Below are 18,624 nucleotides of genomic sequence, written 5' to 3'. Positions count from 1 at the left end.
TCGGCCCGGATCTCACGCATGGGTCACGAGATCTGCACAGATGGGCGACAACGCGGCGACCTCAGGCGCGAGCGGGGCCACGCCGGTCATGATCAGGTGATCCCTCGCGCGGGTCATGGCGACGAAGAGCGCGCGGCAGTGCCGGCTGCGCTCGTCCCGGTCGGCTTGCGTCTGAGCGCCGTGGCTGGGCGGCCACGTCCCGTCGCCGAGCCCGGCAACGACAACCTCGACGAACTCAAGGCCCTTCGCGCGGTGGAAAGTGCCGACCACGACGTAGTCATGCTGCTCGGGCTTGAAGTCCTTCAAGTCTCTGGCCGGGACAGGTAGCGGAGCGTTTGCAAGTGCACGAAGGACCTCACCGACCTGCTTGTTCGTCGAGACGAGGACGGCGATGTCCCGGGGGACGCGTCCCGCCGTGATGCGGTCGAGGACGATGTCGGCGACCAGCGTGGTCTCAGCGTGGCGATGCCGGCATGCGTGGACCTCGGGCCGGATACCTGCGCGGAGAGGGATCGACTCGTCGTCAGCCCCACGACGGGCCGTGCCGTCGCGGTCGTCGATGTCGAGGTCCGCGATGACCGAGTCTGCGGCAGCCTGGATGCACTGGGTGGTCCGCCAGTTCTCGGTCAGATTGCGTGCACGGCCACGCGTTTCGATGCCGAGCGCGCGGAGACTGTAGCCGCCGGGGTAGACCGCTTGCTGCCCGTCGGCAACGACGAGGAATCCGCTGTGGTCGACGCTCGCGTCGAGCTTCCAGAGGAATCGCAGGGCCACCGAGCTGAGATCCTGTGCCTCGTCCACGACGACGCCGGCGTAGGTCGGTGATGCGCGCTCGAGCGCGACGAGCCGCCGCTGCGCGAAGTCCGTCATGCCCTGGGCGGCGAGGTCCTCTCGGTAACGCTCAAAGCAGGCCCAGACCGACTCGACCTCTTCCCGGGTTCGCGCGCGGCGGAACTTTGGCTCGAGCCGTCCGTAGTCCTCGCCGCTAGAAAGCGGGTGCGGATTGGCGCCGGCCACGCCGGGGACGACCGCGGCCGATAGCACGTGGTCGAACTCGTCCACGAGCGCAGCGGGGTCGTTGCCGAAGGCGCCGATAAGGCGCAGGTCTCGACCCAGCGCGTGCTTTGCCCAAGCCACGCGTTCTGGCGGCTTCGGGATGTCGAGGCGCTGGACGTCCGGCGGGAGCCACCAGTGTGCGAGCGCGTCAACCGCCTTCACGTCGACGCGCGCCGCCGCTGCAGGGTCGATCCGCCGGAGTAACGATCGCCAATAGACGGGAAGGGTCTTGACGAACGTGGTGAGTAGGACCTTCTCGCGCGGCCCGGCGCGGCGCGCGAGCTCGATCGCGCGGTGCAGTGCGACCACGCTCTTGCCGGTCCCCGGCCCGCCGCTGAGTCGAGCGGGCCCGTTGTACCGCGCGTCGACCATGCTCCGCTGTTTGGGGAGCAGGAAGACCATCCACTCCTCCAGCTCGCCATCGAGGAGCCGCTCGAGCTCGGACGCCTCCTCGAGGGCGACCAGGTCCCCCGTAGCCAGACCCGCGGCGACGGAGGCAGCCAGCTCCTCATCGCTGTCCTCGACGTCGATCGGCGCGGGGATACGGCCGCTGTCCAGGATCCGTCGGTAGCGGTCGGGGCGTTCAGCCAGGTCGAGCAGCAGCATCGCGTGGGGTTCGCCGATGACCCCAACCACGTCATCCTCGAACGCCTCGGCGGGCCGGGCCGCCTGACCGAGTCTGGTGATGAGCGCGTCGTCCGCCGGAAAGATCGCCCGCAGCTCGTCGTCGCTGAAGGTCTTCCAACACGCCCCCGAGGCGGGGACTGAAGGCGCCGTCGTTGGTGGATCGGCCCGGGCTTCGACGAGCTGCGTGCGCTGGCGATCGACCGTGAGCTCGGTGAAGTCGCGGGCGTCGAACGTCGGCCGCACGCGCCCGATCCGCTTGTAGAAGTCGTCGCGCTCACGAATCAGGAAGACCACGAGGGATCCGTCGACATGGCGCGCCATTGCGCGCAGTGGCGGGAGCTTCACTTTGCGATACGGAGGGCGAGCGTGCAGCACCTCCCAGTTGGGCGGGACCCGGCCGGCGGCGAGCTCGTCGGCGACGAAGTGCAGGTGACGAGCGAACTGCCGGGGGACGTCCTTCGACCGCGACGACTTGAGGCGGACCGCCTTGCGGTGGACGAGGACCCGGCCTTTGGGCTCCGCGGGGCGCGGGGGCGATGGCGGGCCTGTCCCGCCGCTCATGTTGTGCGCCGGCGTCCGCGGGTCGGGGGCGGTGGCCGCCAGGCGCGCAGCACCTCATGGGTGAGGCTGAGCTCTGCGAGCTGCTGGTTGAGCCAGGCGTCAAAGAACGCGCCGGGGGTGCCGCCGTATGCGGGGTCGACGTCAGGGTGCCATTGGTGAATCCACGGCAGCAGCTCGGCGAGGCCGGCGAGCAGTGGGGTGAGGTGACTGGCGTCGGCGGCTTCGCTTTCCCGGAGCTCGATGATGCGTGCTGCGAGGGCACGGGCACGGGCGAGCTCATCCCAGCCGGCCCAGCCGACGACAGGTGACGTGTCCGCGCCGCGGCCCGCGTCGGGGTAGAAGACGAAGCGCTCTTTCGGGACGTCGAGCTTGCCGCGGTGCTTCCAGGCGGTGGCGCTGCGGAAGTCTGGCTGGCCGTAGCGTGGCGGGACCGGGATCGGGCCGACTTCCTCGGCCCTCAGCGCGTCGGCCTGGTGCTTGGTGAGCCGTTGGGGGTCGCCTTCGGGCAGGGCACAGCGTGCGTCAATGGTGTCCTCGGCCCGTTGCATGTCCCACACGCTCTCCCACGTTGCGCGTTTGCGTAGGCCCGAGTCCTTCAGCCGGAGTGCGGCGAGGTGCGGGACGGCGGCCTCGGTGACGAGCCGCGTCACCGTCGCGCCGATGTCGGTTTCGCGGTCGGTCGCGAGGATCTCGAGTGCTTCGACGTACTGCGGGTGTGCGCGGAGTGTGTCGGCGAGCTGGGAGGCCGACCGCAGCTCGCCGGCGTCCCAGACCTCGGGTGCCTCAAGCGCATCGAGCACCAGCGTGCGGAGGGCATCAGTCTGTCGGTCCGCCCAGGCCCGGCCGGCCCATCGTCGTTTGTTCTCTGGTCGCTCGATGAGCGCGATGTCGGCATCGGCCTCGATCAGCGCGACGCGTTGCTGCACCAGGTTGCGGTACTCGGCAGGCCACTCATTGGGGACTTCGGTGATCGGCGTCGACCCGTGTCGCTCAAACCACGTGGTTTCGGTCTCCCCGGCGGCGACCTGGCGGGCGAGGACGATCTCGAACGCCCGCTGTCCCAGCAGAATCGGCGGTGCGCCGTTGTCGGGCCCCGCCAGGTCAGCTGACACGAGGTCGTAGGCTGCGAGCATCTGCCAGTCGAGCTCCTCCTGCAGGCTGATCATCCGCGCAAGTAGGTCGTCCTCGCGAGCGCGGAGGGTCGCAAGATGTTCACGTAAAGGAGACGCGCTGAGGTGACCGAGGAGGCTCGCTCGCTCCGAGGCGAGCTGGTCGAGGGACCGTGCCAGTTCCAAAGAAAAATGGTGCGGGAGCGGCAGCTCTCTAACTTTTGTGGAGTTTAGTTGGAAGAACTGCTCCCACCCCTCTTCAGCAATTCCCCCGCCGATACCGCCGCCGCCCTTGCCGTGGCAAACTTGTTTCAGCCAGAAACACGCGACCGAGCTGTTCAAGACTCCAAGTAGCGCCAGGTGTTGGTCCTCGTCCGTGCCCTCGGGGAGTTTGATGACCGGGGCGGTCTGCTTGAACACTTTCCCACCGCGGTCCAACACGAAGTGGTTATGGGTGGCAACCTCTCCCCAGGTGATTGTCGACCCCAAAAATCGCTTCTCGAAGAACATCGAGTACTCGAACCACTTAAGGCCGCGTTCCAGTTGGGTTCGTCCGTAAGCTACGCGATCGCTCAGCGTCAACCGGTACGGCCAGAGCATTCTTTCGGTGACCGCATCGATCGTTCCAACCAGCTCAACGGGGTCGTATGGCCACAGCGAAGCTCGCGTCGTTGAGATCGACCAGTCCCTTACGTGTTCGCCAGGCACGAGAGCCTTGCGATATGCGTCAGGCACCGCGAGGCGAGTCAGCGTCGCCTGCGTCCGATCGAACACTTCATCCTCGCGCGTCACCGCGGCAAAGCCCATGTCATGCACGACTACCGACAGGCGCCGGGTGGCCGCCGACTCAAGCACCAGCTTGAGACTGCGACCGATACCCAAGGTCATGGGGTGGGTGGACAGCTCGGTACGTGCGACTTCGCTAGATCGGATGAATCGTCCTCCCGTGCCTGGCGTGTCCACAAGCGCCTTGATCTCTGCCCAAACCAGACCCGAGGCCGGGTCATCAGGCTGCTTCGGCTCCCCCCGTATGCCGTCAAGCACACGTAGTACCGGCCCGACAGGGGGGCGACTTCGACCAAATAGCATCACTGTCGGCGTGCCGTGGCCAGGGATATGGGCGCCGCTCGTGTCGATGACGGTCTGCAGATCTACCGACTTCAGATACCGCTCCACGAGCGGCACTCCGAACTCGCGCTTCATGAAATTGTTGCCCGTTATCTTCCCGACAAAACCGTGAAGCTCGCCGTAGCCAACGCCGCGGTCGACGCGCGCGAGCTCAAAAAAGCGCTCCATGAACGGAACTGTCAGAACGTAGGCACCGTGGCAGCTCGCGTATCGCTCGCGGTATTGATCGCGTAGCGCTGAGTCCTGGACTGCGATGTAGGGGGGGTTCCCGACGACGACGTGGTAGCCCTGACTGAAGATGCGTTGGAGTTCAGGGCTGTCCTCAGTCTCGAAAACGTGCTTAATCCCCTCGCGGTGAGCGGCGGCTCCGCCAAACAGCTGGCCGGGTGCGGCGCCGTGGAGGAGGCTGTCGCCGGTGGCGAGGTTCAGCGTGAACGCGGGCGCTTCGGCCAGGCGATGCACACCGCATGCGGCGAGCGCGGTGATAAGCAGGCGAAAGCGTGCGATGGCGGTCGCGTAGGGGTTGAGGTCCACGCCGTAGACGGCGTCGAGCGCCTTTTGCGCGAGGACTGGCGTGGGTGTGCCGGGTTCGCGGTCTTGCCACTGGGCGAAGAGGCGTTGGAAGGCGCCGATGAGGAAGTGACCGGAGCCGCAGGTCGGGTCGATCATCCGGACTTGATCGAGGCCGAACTCGGCGAGCGCAGGGTCCAGGGTGCGGTCGAGGATGAACTGCTCGACGAAGACCGGCGTCTGCAGCAGGGCGTAGCGCTTCTTGGCGGCTTCGGAGAGGTCTTGGTAGAGGTCGCCGAGGAAGCGCGTGTCGAGCCCGGGATCGGTGAAGTCGTGCAGCAAGTGGCCGGTGTCGGGGTCGATCGCGGCCCACTGCTCGCGCAGCGCCTTTGCCCCGTCGTGCGTAGGTCCCAGCCGCCAGAGCGGGTTGTGGCGGGCGTCGTAGAGCGGCGCGACGGCGGGGAACCGGGCCGCGGTCGTGAAGACGTGCTCGAGGAACTCGCGGTCACCTTCGGTCGGATGCGCTGAGACCCACGCCTCGTAGTAGCCGAGTGCTGCAGTGCGGCGATCGTCTGGGCCGGAGAGCATCGGCGCATCGATCAGGCCGTTGTCCTCGAGAAACCGAACGAAGACACAGGCGAGCACCCACGCGACCGCGGCCTGCGTGATCTCGCCTTCCTGCCACTCGGAGAGCGCCATCGCCGTGCGCTCGGCTGCCGCGGCGGCGGCATGCTCGGCGCGCAAGTGCTCGGCGAGGTCGTCCTCCTGTGCGACACGCGCACGGATGTCGTCCTCAAGCGCCGTCACCGCCAACTTCAGGTCCCCCAGCAGTCGTCCTCGAGCGATCATGCCGCATCCTCCTGCGCGTCATCACCGGAGCGATGACGGTTCTCGAGCCACGGCCCCGGGATACGGGTCCACTCGTTCGGGCCGATCACCGGGATGGGTTCGCCGTCGACGAGCGGCAGATCGGCCTGGCCGTCGGCGGGCACGAGCAGCCAGCATCCGCGCAGCGGCTCGTCGCGCATCATGGCGGCGCGCAGTCGGTCGACGAGCGAGAGCTGCCCGTACCTGGCCAGCAGGCCGGCGTGCTCGAGGACGATGGTGCCGGGCATGGTGATCAGGTCCTGTTCAACGGTAGGCATGGCTCGCGACACAAGGGTCGTCAGGCGACCCCAGTCCTGACTTGCCCGTTCGGCGCCGTCCGCGCCGAGGACGAGATCCCAGCGGACGTTTGCCGCGGCGGCGGCGGCGTGAAGCTTGTCGAGCACGAGCGCGTCGAGGTCGACCGGCGTCACCGCGAAGCGCTGCAGCTCGCGCGCGGCGGCCCCGAGGTGACTTGGCTCGACCATCAGCGTCAACAGTCCACCTCCGGCGAGCGTGGTCTCGAGCCGTGTCTCGAACGCTTGCGCCTCCGTCACCGCGGGATCGACTACCCGCCGCGGGGGGCGCATGACGTGCGCGGTGGCCTGGCGGTTGAGCGACGACGCATAGCTCGTCATCCCGGTGAGGTCGGAGCTCGCTGACTGCGCGACATAAGCGCCGCTTTCACCCGCGGAACGATCGAAGTGCAGATCGATCGCTGCGTCACGCAGCAACCCGTCCAGTGCCGGCCTGTCTGGCAGCGGCTCGGCGTCGGGGAAGCGTGCGGCGATGCGGCGGCGGACCTCGGCGGGTTCGATCGCCGGCGCGCCGAGGAGTGCAGCGCCGCCGAGCGCAAGCGCCCGGACCGCCGGCAGGTTCCGCGGGTAGAGCTCGAGGCGCGCGGAAACTGCCGTGTGTTGCGACGATGAGGCGGCAACCTGGACCAGCCGCTCCTGGGTTAGCGACACGTCGGCGGCGACGCGGACCGCCCTCAGCCGCTGTGCGACCTCGGTCGGGGCCGGGAGTGTGGGCAGCGCTGCGAGCTCGTCGGCAGCGGTGCCGAGGCGGACCGCATACTCTGCTGCCGCCTGACGGTCGGCGACGCTGCCGCCGCCTGCACTGAGGATGACCCGTTGACCCGCACGCCGGGTCGTGAGGCGAGCGTCGCCGTGCGAGGCCTCGCTCTCGACCGCGGCGCGGACTGCGGCGGTGGCGAGGGCACGGTCCCGGTCGGTGTCGCCGGTCCCGCGCTCACCGGCCACGAGGCGCTCGAGCTCACCCGAACCGGCAATGCCGCCAAGGCGTTCGAGCTGTGTGACCAGCTCGTCACGCAGCCGCATCACCGAGGGCAGTCGCTGCCAGCGCTTGCGGGCCTTCGGCACGATCTGACCGACCCGCCCGGAGGTCACGTTGATGGCCTGGGCGACCTCGCTCTGACTCGGCCAATCGCCCGCGCTGTCCAGCGCGTCGAGACCAAGCACCAGCCGCAAGGCGTCGACCTCGGTCGCGTTGCGGCCGGTCCGGGCCGGGATGAGCTGGTTCACGAGCTCGTCCAGCGGCTGGACGTCGGGCACGTCGACCGGCCCCTGCGTCGGTGGCAGCGGCGACGGACGCGAGGGTGTGCCGAGCCGACCGCGCAGCTCGCGGTGCACCTCGACCAGCTCGTTGCGGGTTTGCAGTCCGACGCCGCGGAGGCGATTGAACTCGAACGGGGGGATCGCGAGGAGATCACCGACGGCAAGAGCGCTAACCCGCTCGAGTGCGTTCGTTGCGCGGGCACTGAGGCCGATGGCGGCGAGGGGCGTCTCGAATGTCGCCGCCTGGCGGGCACGCTCGATGTCCGTCGGATCGTGGGTGGGATTCGTGGCCTGCTGATCGAGGCTCTCGAAGATCGCGCGCCACGCGCGGAGCATCTCCTCGGCAGTGTCGTGGCGGTCACTGGCGTCGCGCCGCAGCGCGCGTTCGAAGAAGTCGCCGAGGCCGGACGCGGCCTCCCGTGGGAACGCGTCCCGCTCGATGTGTGCCTCGCCGGCCGCGAACTTCGGATCGCCGCGGCCGTCACCCCAGGTGGGCAGCGAGCCGGCAGCCATCTCATGCAGGGTCATGGCTGCTGCGAACCGGTCGGCGGCGAGATCCCAGCGCGCGCGGCTCGTTGTGCCGAGGAACGGATCGAGGTAGGGCGGCGTGCCGGCGCGGATGTTCTCCACCGGCGCGCGAGCGAGGGAGAAGTCCATCAGGACGAGCTGGCGCAGTTTGCGCGGACCGAGCTCCATGATCCCGAGGTTCTCCGGCTTGATGTCGCGATGCGGGATACCGACTTGCTCGAGGTAACTGACCGCAGACAGCAGGTCCTGGCCCCAGCGGTCGAGGTTGTCGAGCAGCAGCCGGCCCTCGGTCCGGAGCCGCTGGGCAAGCGTGCCCTCTGAGGCATACGCAAGAACGATGGCGGTGTGGCCGGCGACGTCGACGGGGTCGCCGAACGCCGCAACGATCGTGCGGTCCCGCAGCTTCGTCAGGACCTCGCCCTCGTCGCGGACGCGCTCGTTGCGGTCCGGGTCCGCGGCGACTTTCAGGACGCGCAGCTGCTCGTCGGCGTCGGTGACGAGGAAGGCGATCGCTGTCGAGCCGCGGCCCAGTCTGCGCTGGACCTTGAAGCCGGCGAGGAGCTCACCCTTGGGGACCTCCTCGAGGTTGACCTCCTTCTCCGGGTCGGGCACGTCGATGAGAGGGGCGGTGACCTCTTCTTCGACCGCGTCGAGGTAGACCAGGAAGTCGGCGACGGACGCGATGCGGCTTGCTGTGTCCGCCTCGGTCGACTCGCGCACTAGCGCGGCGAGGTTGGCTCCGGCACCGTCAAGGACCGAGGCGACTTCCAGTGCACCGTCGCGCTGCAGGGTTTCGATCAGCTGGGCGAGCGAGGTCGCCGGCGGCTTGCCCGTGAACACGTGGAAGGCGATGGCGCCGAGGGAGAAGACATCGAGAAGCTGTGCGTCCGCCGCGGCCTGCGTCAGCGCCTCGGGCGCCAGATAGGCGGCGGCGTCGTCGTCGACGAGCTGCTCGACGTGGCGGGTACCCACGACCGTCGCCGCCAGTGTCTCACCGGATGTGCGCTCGCCGGTCTGCCAGTTGATGATGCTGAACCGCTGTTCCTTCGTCCCCGGCCGGGCGACCATGACGCTGCGCGGCGACAGCGCGCGGTGGAAGACCCGCCGCCGGTGGGCGAACAAGACGGTCTCGGCGAGCTGGCGGACGAGACCGAGGCGGTCGAAGAGGGTGAGGGTGCTGCCGTACTGGTCGAGGTAGTGATCGAGCCGGATCTCGGACAGGTCGCGGGCGAAGACGATCGCAGGCCCGAGTTCGTGCTCATGGAACGCGAGCGCACTGACGATGCCCGGGTGCCCAAGCGGCTCGAGCAGTTCGAACTCGCGCTGGGCCGCCCGGGCCGCTTGCTCCCGTTGGGCAGCGGTCGCCATGTCCGGCGTGCCGTAGATGCGGACGCGTCGCGGGGAGTTCGAGAACCGCGGGTGCGACGCCGCGAAGTCCTGGTAAGAGGGCCCCTCGTCGATGAGCTCCCCGAGCTCCAGATCGCCGACGTGGCGGCGCTGCTGCGATGGGCGGATTCCGGCCTGCTCGAGCGCTTCGGTGATCCGCTTGGCCATCGGCTTGTCGATTCGCCGGTTGCCTAGTCGCTGATGCTCTTCCGGGGTCATCGTGCTGAGCGCGGCGACGACACCAGTCAGGCCGTGCTGCGTCTCGCTGTCGTCCAGGCCGTGGACGCCAGCCTTCCCCTCGGCGGGCAGGCGGCAGTCGAGCTCCTCGTGCGAGAGGAAGATCAGTGGCGAGACGAACGGGACACGCTCGCCCCGGAAGGCGCGCTGGCGACCGAGCAGGGACTTCAGCCGCTTGGCCTTACGGTTCGTTACGAGTAGAGGGTTGTCCAGGCTGCGTGCCCGCGCCTCGCCCGGCCGGGTGTTGCGCCACGTCCCCGCGTCACCTTCGAGCCGTCCCGGCCAGCTCTTGATCTCGATAAGGAAGACGCCCTTGGGGGCGACGACGAGCACGTCGACCTCGCCGATGGCGCCGTCCTGCAGGAACTCGAAGTTGGCCCACGCCCGATAAGGCTCGTGGTCGGGCAGACGCTGCTTGAGGAAGGCAAGCGCGTCGCGTTCCCACGGGAACTCGGACGGGGTGACCTGGATCCAGCGCGCGTTCATCGGGGCACGTCGCGAGGAAGGCTCGTAGCGGGGGAGTGTCGACCGCTCGCGAGCTTGAACACGTGAGGAGTTGGAGACACGGACATAGGACGACGATCTGATCCTAGTCCGACTCGGGGCCGGGAACCTGGGAGGATCCTGTCATGCAGGGCACTGTCGTCGATCAGGGTCATCGCAGGGCGTGGAGCCAGTCGATGGCGTTGTCCAGGTGCCTAGCAACGAGCTCCGCTTCTCTTGACTCGCGCTCTTTCGGAGGTCGCACGTCGCGCAGGGTCGCGACCTCGTGCTGGACTTCGGCACGGACCTCGGCGAGCTGATCAGTAGCCGCGGTGCCGGCCAGCGAGTTGCCGAGGGCCTCGTGATCAACAACGGCGGCAAGCGTCTGCATTCGAATGAGCTCGCTGACCGCGCGGCCGACACCTATCCCGGCTAAGACCGTCCCGCGGGCCAGGCCCGCAGTTGCGCCCGTGACCGCACTATCCGCTGTCATGTCGCCGACGTTGTGCGGGCTTCGGAGCAGCCAGTGTCCGTTTGTCGTGCACTGATCACCAGCTACCGATGAGCCGTAGCCCAGCCAGACGAGGCCGTAGCGACTGGCTGCTACGCCGTTGAACCCAGCGCGGGCGCCGACCAGATGGGGCAGCTTCATGCCGGGGGTCACGGTCGCCACGGCGCCCTGAGCCGGGGACAGCACACTGCCCTTCGGCGACAGGTAGTCACCGAGCGATCGGTGCGACCGGCGCGCGTCCTCGCTGACCTCGAGTGCGCGGTCTACCCACGACGGGTCGACTTTATGGAAGACGGCGAGCTGGAGAAGAGCGTCGCGACGCTCGTCCGCTTTCACGGATATTCCCGCGCTCCCGTACAACTCAACGAACGATGCATCGACGATGAGCGACACCCGCGTGCGCTCATCTAGTTGCCCTGGCCAGCGCACCCCCTTCAATCCAGAAACGGTGCGTTGCGGACGTCGCCAGAGCGTGCGCGGCCACGTCTTATAGGTCAGGTCGGACTCAACAAGTACTGCCTTATGACGCGCGGCACGTTTCCATGGGAGCTTGTGGTGGTCAGCAACCGAAGCTGCCATCTGCAGTGCTGCGGCGTCGAGCAGGTAGGGGTAGGCGTACTCCGGCTTGCTGAGGGGGTTCACGCGCACGGGCTTGTCTCCGATGTCGGTTCGAAACTTGCCTCGGCGCCCGCCCGTGCGAAGACCAGGACGATCCTAGGCACGACACCTACAACCGACCGCACCGCCTCCATGTACGCGCTCGCCTGGGCCTCGTGATGGGCCGCTGCTGCCGCGAGGTCTCGGTCTGGGACACCGTCTGTCTTGTAGTCGACGACGGTCCACTCGTCACCAACGCGGTAGACGAGGTCGGCACGGCCGGTTACGAAGCCGGCGCCGCCAGGGCCTGGGACCGTGAACGGGAGCTCACGCACGACCTGGTCAGCCGTCGACGCGGCAATGACGCCCGGGCTCGCGAGGCACCGGCGTGCGAGCTTGATGACCTCGTCCACGTGGTCGGGGATCTCGGCCTCCACGCAGATCGCGTGGGAGACGGACTCGAGGTTCGAGGCGTCCGGGAAGTCGACGCGCTCCATCACGAGGTGAAGCGCGTCACCGAGTGCAAGCGGCGGGCCCTCGCCAAGGATGAGGGAGGCGTCCACGGACTCGGCGCTCGCCACGACGGGGCGCCAGGGTTTGGTCATCCCGGTCGCGGTCGTGACGGGCAGCTCGACGCTCGCGCGGGCGATGCCGTCGATGTGCTCGGACTCCCAGCGTGCGGCCGCGGTTGCCGCGTCCTGCACCTCGGATTCCGGGAGGGTGTCAGGGATAGCGCCGCTGTCGCTGCCCGCGTCTGCCGGCGGCAGCGACAGCGACGTCCAATGCAGGATGGAAACACCGAGTGCTTCTGCCCCGGCGGCGTCCTCAGCCGACGAGGGCAGCGAATGCGACAGCGTCTCCAGCATGCCCTCGGCCTTCTCGCCGACCCACGGCACGACCAGTACGTCGCGCGCACGCGTGACCGCGACGTAGAGCAGCCGCAGCCGCTCGGCCGCGATGAACGACTTCTCCGCCTCGTGCGCGGCGTCGAGGTCCGGCGTCGTGAACCAGCCGGACTTCTTCTGCGTCCCCAGGCGAAGGTGGATGCGGTGGTTCGCCGCGTCCGGGATCGGGCGCAGCGCCGAGCTGCCCCTGGTGAACAGGTTCGCCAGCGCGACGATCGGGAACTCGAGGCCCTTCGCCGCGTGGATCGTGATGAGGCGGACGACGTCGTCCGTGTCCTCGGAGATGCCGGCGTCGGTCTCCTCGCTGTCTTCGTCGCGGTTGCGCGCGAGCCAGCGGGTGAACGCCCGGAGGCCGCCGCCACCGGAGGCGCTGAAGTCACGCGCCTGGTCGACGAGCTTGAGCAGATTCGCGGCCGTCTCGCGGCCGTCGGGCCGGGTCAGGGCGTGCTCGATCGCGCCGGTGTCGTCCAGTGCGCGGCGCACGAGCTCGGGCAGGGACAGACCGGAGCGGGCTCGGTGTAGCTCGCGCAGCAGGAGCAGGCCTTCCCGCACGCGCATGGGGCCTTGTTGATCGTCGCTGTCGAGTCTCGAGAAGTAGCTCCACTTCCCGCCCGCGGCGGTCCACAGGAAGAGCTCCTCGTCGGAGCACCCGAACGTCGGGGACCGGAGGGACGCGATGAGCGCCACGCGGTCGGTGGGGTCGTCGATCGCGTGCAGGATGCTCACGAGCTCGCGAACCTCCTGCCGACGGAAGAACGTCTTGCCGCCTTCGTGCCGCAGCGGCACGCCGGCGGCGGCGAACGCCTCTTCGTAGAGGTTGACTTCGGTCCGGGCGGGGACGAGAACGGCCATGTCGCGCCACTTCGCTGGCCGCTCCTCGCCGGTGTCCGGGTCGCGGATCAGCCAGCCCTCCTCGCGGGCGCGCGTGAACGTCGCCGCGAGCAGCCGTGCCTCCTGCGTGCGTCGCGCGAGCTTCGTCTCGCCGACGTCCTGCATCTCGGTCGCGCCGTGGATCACGACCACGGGCGACCGGTCGGACGTCACGCCGAGGCCCGACGGCTGCAGAGGGACGTTCCCCGGCTGCTTCCCGGCCTCCTCCTTGAACGCCCGGTCGAAGACATCGTTGGCCCACGCGAGAATGCCGTCAGCCGAGCGGAAGTTCTGGCTGATCTGCAGCAGGTCGTCGGCGAGCGGCCCGCGCTTGATCGCGTCGTAGATCGCGATGTCGGCCCGGCGGAAGCGGTAGATCGACTGCTTTGGATCGCCAACGACGACGAGCCGGCCGGGAGCGGGCACGAGCTTCTGGGGGTCGGTCTCCGGCCCGTCGCTCGTGAGATGCAGGACGAGCTCGGCCTGGACGGGATCGGTGTCCTGGAACTCGTCGACGAGGATCGCTTTGAACTGGCGGCGGAAGTCCTCGCGGACGTCCGGGTGCTGAGCGACGAGGTCCCGCGACCACAGCAGCAGGTCGTCGAAGGAGAGCCGTGCGGTCCGGCGGCGCTCCTCCGCGAAATCCATGACGAAGCTGCTGACGAGCGGGAGGACGTCCGCGATGGCGCGGGTGCGCAGCGCGGCGCATGCCTCGACGTTCGCGGTCGTCAGGCGATTGACGGCCGCCTTCAGGATCTTGCAGCCTTCGGCGTCGTCCCAGTGCTTCTGCGCGCCCCTGGCGGTGTACGACGGCGCACGCGCGAGGAGACGCTCGAGGTCCGCAGTCGCCCCGCGCGCCTCCGCGACCCGGTCAAGCCACCGCTCGATCTCCGGCAGCTGCTGGATCCCAGCGTCTGCTTCGGGAAGATCGAACTCCTCGTGCAGTCGGGCGATGTCGTCGACCACACCGTCGATGACCGACAGGTAACCGGCGAGGTCCGCATCATCCACCCTGACCGGTGCGAGCGGCAGGACCGCACGGTGCTCGGTCAGGATCTCGGCGAGCTCGCGGAGGTGCTCGGGCCACATCGTTCTATTCAGCGCCTGCGCGACCCGCCGATCGTCCCCGTCGAGCAGCTCGGTGAACCAGCGGTCATAGGCAACGTCGAAGTCGAGCTGACTGCCGAGCTGATCAACGACCTCGAACTGCGGGTCAAGGCCGGCCTCGACAGGCCGCTCGCGGAGGAGGCCACCGCAGAAGGCGTGAATCGTCTCGATGCGGGCGCGATGCAGGCCACCGAGGGCTGCGCGCAGGACGGCCTCGTCGCTCGACCCGGGAGCGGCGTCGAGGAGTGCCTTTTCTAGTCGCTGCCGGACGCGGACGCTGAGCTCCGCGGCGGCCTTCTCGGTGAAGGTGATGACCGCGATCTCGTCGATGCCGGCGGTGCCGGTGCGCAGCAACTCGACAATGCGGTCGACGAGGACGGTCGTCTTGCCGGTACCGGCGCCGGCCTCGACGCATGCGTTGCGATCGAGGCGTGTGACGATCTGATCGCGGGCCGCCTGGTCGACGGGAACGATGTGCGCGCTCACGAGCGTTTCTCGCGGAGGCGGTCGAGGGCGACGGCGCGCGGGTCATCGGCTTTGCGCTTCTTCTGGTGCATGCGGCCGGCGTCGCACAGCGAGTCGAACGTGCAGCGGTCGCAGTTACGTAGTTCCCTCGGTCGCGCGGGGAAGACGCCGGCGCTGACGGAGCCGATCAGCGTGCCGAGGACGTCGTCGACCCACTCCTGCTGCTCGGCGAGGTCGTCCTGGGTGAACGTGATGCGGACGAAGCCCCCGTCGCGCGTGACGTAGAAGTACTCGCCGTCACCGTCGGCTGGGTCGAGGTCGAGCGCATGCGCGGCCGCCCGGACGTAAAGCGGGAGCTGCAGCGCCTCGCCGCCTTCGATATCGCCGTTGCGCTTCCAGACGCGGCCGGTCTTGTAGTCGATGACGCGAAAGCGGCCGCTGGTCGGGTCCCACTCGACGCGGTCGATGCGGCCCTGAAAGCGGAGCTCGTGGCCATCGACTGCGATGGTCAGCGGCTCATCGGTAGAAGCCGGGTTCTTGTCGTCCTCGTCGCGACGCTTCGGGCCGACGCGGAGCTCGTAGGACCGGCGGGGGAGGTCGCGACCCCGCTGGACTTCGGCGTCGTACCAGCGCTCGACGTCCTCGGCGATGCGGCGGCGCTCCTGCTCCCAGAGCATCGGGTAGCCGGTCAGGCCGCGACCTTCGATCGCGTCGCACTCCTCGGTGCAGATGGCGAGCAGCCGCTGCAGGTGCTCGGCGCGCTTGGCGGTCCGAGGGTAGTCGTGGTCGCCGAGCTCGACGAGGAAGCGCTCGAGCGTGGTGTGCACGAGCGAACCCTTGGTGAGCGCGTCGACGGTCAGCAGGGCCTCAGGCTCGTCGTCGGTGCGGACGCCGAGCACGCGGCTGAGGAAGAACTGCATGCCGCAGCCGGCGTACTTCTCGAGCGCGGTGGGCGGCATCGGTCGGGTCAGCGACCAGTGCTCCGCGAGGGCGGCGACGCCCTCCTCGCCGAGGCACCCGTCGAAGGTCGTGAGCTCGCGGGAGGCGCGGGCGCGGTCGAGCTCGGCGGCGCGGGTGAAGCGCGCGTCCTGCTGAAGGAGCGCGCGACCGACGTCTGCGGTGTCGGGATTCTCGAGCAGGGTCCGGCGGCGCTCGGCGCTGGACATCGGCTGCTGGCCGTCCGGGGCGCCGGCCTGCGCGGCGCGCTCACGGCGGACGAGCGGCGCGCCGAGATGATCGAGGCCTTCCGCTGAGACCTGCGCACCGGTCGCGGCGCTGGCGACCGCGCGAAGGAAGCTCGACGGAAGCTGCGAGCGGCCGCCGGCCCGATCGGCGCGCGGATAGCTGACCTGGAGGTGGGTCGTCGCCGATTGCACGGCGAGAACGAACTGCAGCGCCTCTGGGTCGCCGCCCAGCGTGCGCAGTGGGAGCGGCAAGCCGAGAGGGTCCGAGAGGGCAGCCCGTTCGCGATCGAGCAGCAGCGGGTCCTGCCGGACCGGTGACGGCCAGGAGCGCTCGACGAGCCCGAGCAGCACGACGCCGTCGAACTGCAGGTGACGGAGGGAGTTGACGTCCAGGACGTTGACGCCGCGGCGGCCGAAGGCGCCGACGCGCCGGTCGAGGACGTCGTCGCTGCGCATGCCCTCGATCGCGGAGCGGACGATGTCGCGGAAGCGCTCGAACGACAGGGTCGGAGTGATGCCGTCGAGACGGGCGAGGCTGCGCAGCGCCGTGATGACCGGCTCGACGCGCGCGACGTAGGTGGTGAGCAGCGCCTCCGTCGCGTCAAGGTGCTCCGCGAACGACGCTTGCTTCGGGAGCTCGTCGGACGCGGTCGCGAAGTCCTCGACGAAACGGGCGAGCGATTGGATGCGCTCCACGTCGTCCTTCAGCCAGGGCTTGCGCCCCTCCGTGTCCTCGTCGGCGCGGACCTGGGCGTCATGGGCCTGCTGTGCAAGGCGCTCTCGCCACTGCGGTCGGCCGCCGACGATGCCGGCCGCGCGGGAGATCGTGTCCCAGCGGGTAGCGCTGTAGCCGGGGTAGCGCTCGCGGGTCTCTTTCGGGAGGTCCGCGTCGCTGAGGACGTCGATGATCGCGCGCCGCTCGACGTCGGTCTCGAGCAGGTCGAGGATGGCGAGGACCCGGCGACCGAGTGGCAGCTCACCGAGCGGCGTGCCCTCGTGCAGGTAGGCGGGGATGCCGGCCTCGCGAAAGATCGCGTCCACGAGCGGCCGGTAGGTGTCGGCGTGCCGCGAGGCGATCGCCATGCGGTGGAACGGGATGCCGGCGGCGGCCCACTCCAGGCAGGCGCGGGCGGCGGCCCGGACCTCGCGGGTGGGGTCGGGCGCCGACACGATGCGGACGGTGCCATCTGGGTCGGGGGGAGTCGGGTCCAGCGGAGTGACGAATAGCGTGTCTTGGACGTGGCGCAGAGCCGACGTGGGCTTGTCGTCGGTCGGGGCGGCTGCCGGCTGCGCCCCGATGGACTCGCACCATCCGCGAATGTTCGTCAGGCCGGTTGCCGCGGCATCGGAGGCCGCGGTCGGCAACAGGACCAGCGTGGGCGTCGTCTCGGCGATCACGGCGAGCGCGCGTTGCATGCCGCCGGTGAGGTCCCAGACGCCGTGGAGCACGAGCAGCCGTACGTCGAGCTGCTTTGGATCGGCCGCGAGGAGGCAATCGTCGACGCCGTACCAGCCTTCCCGCTTGCTCTCGTAGGCCATGACAAGTTCGGCCAGTGACTGATGCTTCGCGGTTGTCCCGGGCAGGTTCGGTGCGACGGTGGCGAACGCGCCGCCGGAGATCCCGGCCTGGGTGAGCTCCCGGATCAGTCGATGCAGCGCGCTCGTGAAGCCCGTGGTGTGGGCAACGGGGGCGAAGTAGCCGGTGGTGTCCCGCGCGACCTCGCCCGCGAGGATGCGGGCGGCCAGCGGCGGCATCGGGGTGCGGCCGGCGGCGATGAGCGCAGGCTCCCCGAGCTTCAGCGCGAGCTCACCGGCGGTGACGAAGGCGACGTTGGCGTGCCCGCCGAGGAGCGTCGCGAGCCGGCGTTGGAGGTACGGCCGCAGCAACGTGCTTCCGACGAGCACGGTGACCGGGGCGAGGGGGTCATCACGTTTGGCGGCCTTTATCGCGTCGGCCAGGGCGACCTCGAGCGCGGCGGGGTGGGCGGTGATGGTCGTGGGGGTGGGCATGTGGGGAAAGCGCGACCGTACCGGGCGGGTGCGATACGCGTGAGTAGTCGATGCCATCAGGCGGTGTCTGACAGCCGGTCCGGGCGGTCTCCTCGCCAGGGGGCCGTCAGGCGGACGCGCCTCGCGGTCATCCTTCCGGTGCTGCGCCCAGCACCGGAATCTCGAACGATCCAGCGAAGCCCTTGCTAACGAGCGTGAGCACGACGCATGTGGCCCCTGGATCAGCCTTCTTGAAGACGTGACCGCCCTGGGACCCCGCAGCGCGCTTGCGCGGACACCGGCGATGCCTCGCCGCTGGCTGCAGCTCGAAGTACACCGCTGAGAGTCCGGCCGGGCCGCAGTACTCGACGACGACATCGCGACCGTGCCAGCGTGCGGTCACGGCGACGTCGTCGACAGATAGGTCGCGGAGTGCCAGCGGGCTAGAGGTCGTTTCCACCACCGGACTGGGCTCCGCGATGCCACGAGTCGGGCTATCGGGGTAGCGGGCACGATGGATCGCGTCAGCCTTCTCTTGAGCGGTCAGTTTGCGTATCGGTGCTGATGCCCGAGCTGGTGAAGCCGTCTTGCTGCTGGTCGACGATCTCGCGATGAAAGAGCTGAGTTCATGCTGAGACGGCATCTGCAGACGTGTGCCTCGACGCCTACTGTCGGCGACCCATTGCGCCACAAACGCGACGCGTTCTGCCTCGGTAGGTGAGGGGACTTCCCGGACGTAGCGACGAAACGCGACCAGAAACCGTCTGCGCTGGTCAGGGGGCCACTGCGCGATGACGGTACCCGTCCAGGGCATTTGCACCGCCTGAAAGGCGGGTGGCTGACGGGCGGCGCTCCGCCAGAACTGAACCTGCCGCTTCGGCCGGGCCATCAGGTGACTGACCCGCACGGGGCAAGTTGAGCATCCCTAGC

The 18,624-nt window shown here is 69.0% G+C and carries 7 protein-coding genes; all 7 read right to left on the bottom strand.

Annotated elements, in window-relative coordinates:
* Nucleotides 1-12: 12 nt before the first annotated feature.
* Nucleotides 13-2,004, bottom strand: coding sequence for a 3'-5' exonuclease (locus tag DSM112329_RS23765; RefSeq protein WP_354699044.1), 1,992 nt, complete (start codon nucleotides 2,002-2,004; stop codon nucleotides 13-15).
* A gap of 236 nt (nucleotides 2,005-2,240) precedes the next feature.
* Nucleotides 2,241-5,840, bottom strand: coding sequence for a BREX-2 system adenine-specific DNA-methyltransferase PglX (gene pglX / locus DSM112329_RS23760; RefSeq protein ID WP_354699043.1), 3,600 nt, complete (start codon nucleotides 5,838-5,840; stop codon nucleotides 2,241-2,243).
* Entirely contained in the window at nucleotides 5,837-10,069 is a 4,233-nt protein-coding gene (pglW, locus tag DSM112329_RS23755; protein WP_354699042.1) for a BREX system serine/threonine kinase PglW, read from the bottom strand. Before pglW ends, pglX begins: the two co-directional genes overlap by 4 nt.
* A gap of 169 nt (nucleotides 10,070-10,238) precedes the next feature.
* Nucleotides 10,239-11,225, bottom strand: a complete 987-nt coding sequence (locus DSM112329_RS23750) for a hypothetical protein (protein WP_354699041.1) — start codon at nucleotides 11,223-11,225, stop codon at nucleotides 10,239-10,241.
* On the bottom strand, nucleotides 11,216-14,542 hold the full coding sequence (locus DSM112329_RS23745; protein WP_354699040.1) for a UvrD-helicase domain-containing protein: 3,327 nt from the start codon (nucleotides 14,540-14,542) through the stop codon (nucleotides 11,216-11,218). Before DSM112329_RS23745 ends, DSM112329_RS23750 begins: the two co-directional genes overlap by 10 nt.
* Complete coding sequence (locus DSM112329_RS23740) at nucleotides 14,539-17,715, bottom strand: PD-(D/E)XK nuclease family protein (protein WP_354699039.1); 3,177 nt, start codon at nucleotides 17,713-17,715, stop codon at nucleotides 14,539-14,541. The genes DSM112329_RS23745 and DSM112329_RS23740 overlap by 4 nt, the downstream gene beginning before the upstream one ends.
* Nucleotides 17,716-17,842: 127 nt before the next feature.
* Nucleotides 17,843-18,583 (bottom strand): hypothetical protein, encoded by a 741-nt coding sequence (locus DSM112329_RS23735; protein WP_354699038.1) that lies wholly within the window; start codon nucleotides 18,581-18,583, stop codon nucleotides 17,843-17,845.
* Between the last annotated feature and the right edge of the window lie 41 nt (nucleotides 18,584-18,624).

The organism is Paraconexibacter sp. AEG42_29 (assembly GCF_040581415.1).
Taxonomy (GTDB): domain Bacteria; phylum Actinomycetota; class Thermoleophilia; order Solirubrobacterales; family Solirubrobacteraceae; genus Paraconexibacter.
This window is presented reverse-complemented; position numbering and strand designations above follow the sequence as displayed.

Coding starts and splice junctions, on each gene's coding strand:
- DSM112329_RS23765 (WP_354699044.1), bottom strand. CDS start 2,004: ATGGCGCGCCATGTCGACGGATCCCTCGTGGTCTTCCTGATTCGTGAG.
- pglX (WP_354699043.1), bottom strand. CDS start 5,840: ATGATCGCTCGAGGACGACTGCTGGGGGACCTGAAGTTGGCGGTGACG.
- pglW (WP_354699042.1), bottom strand. CDS start 10,069: ATGAACGCGCGCTGGATCCAGGTCACCCCGTCCGAGTTCCCGTGGGAA.
- DSM112329_RS23740 (WP_354699039.1), bottom strand. CDS start 17,715: ATGCCCACCCCCACGACCATCACCGCCCACCCCGCCGCGCTCGAGGTC.
- DSM112329_RS23735 (WP_354699038.1), bottom strand. CDS start 18,583: ATGGCCCGGCCGAAGCGGCAGGTTCAGTTCTGGCGGAGCGCCGCCCGT.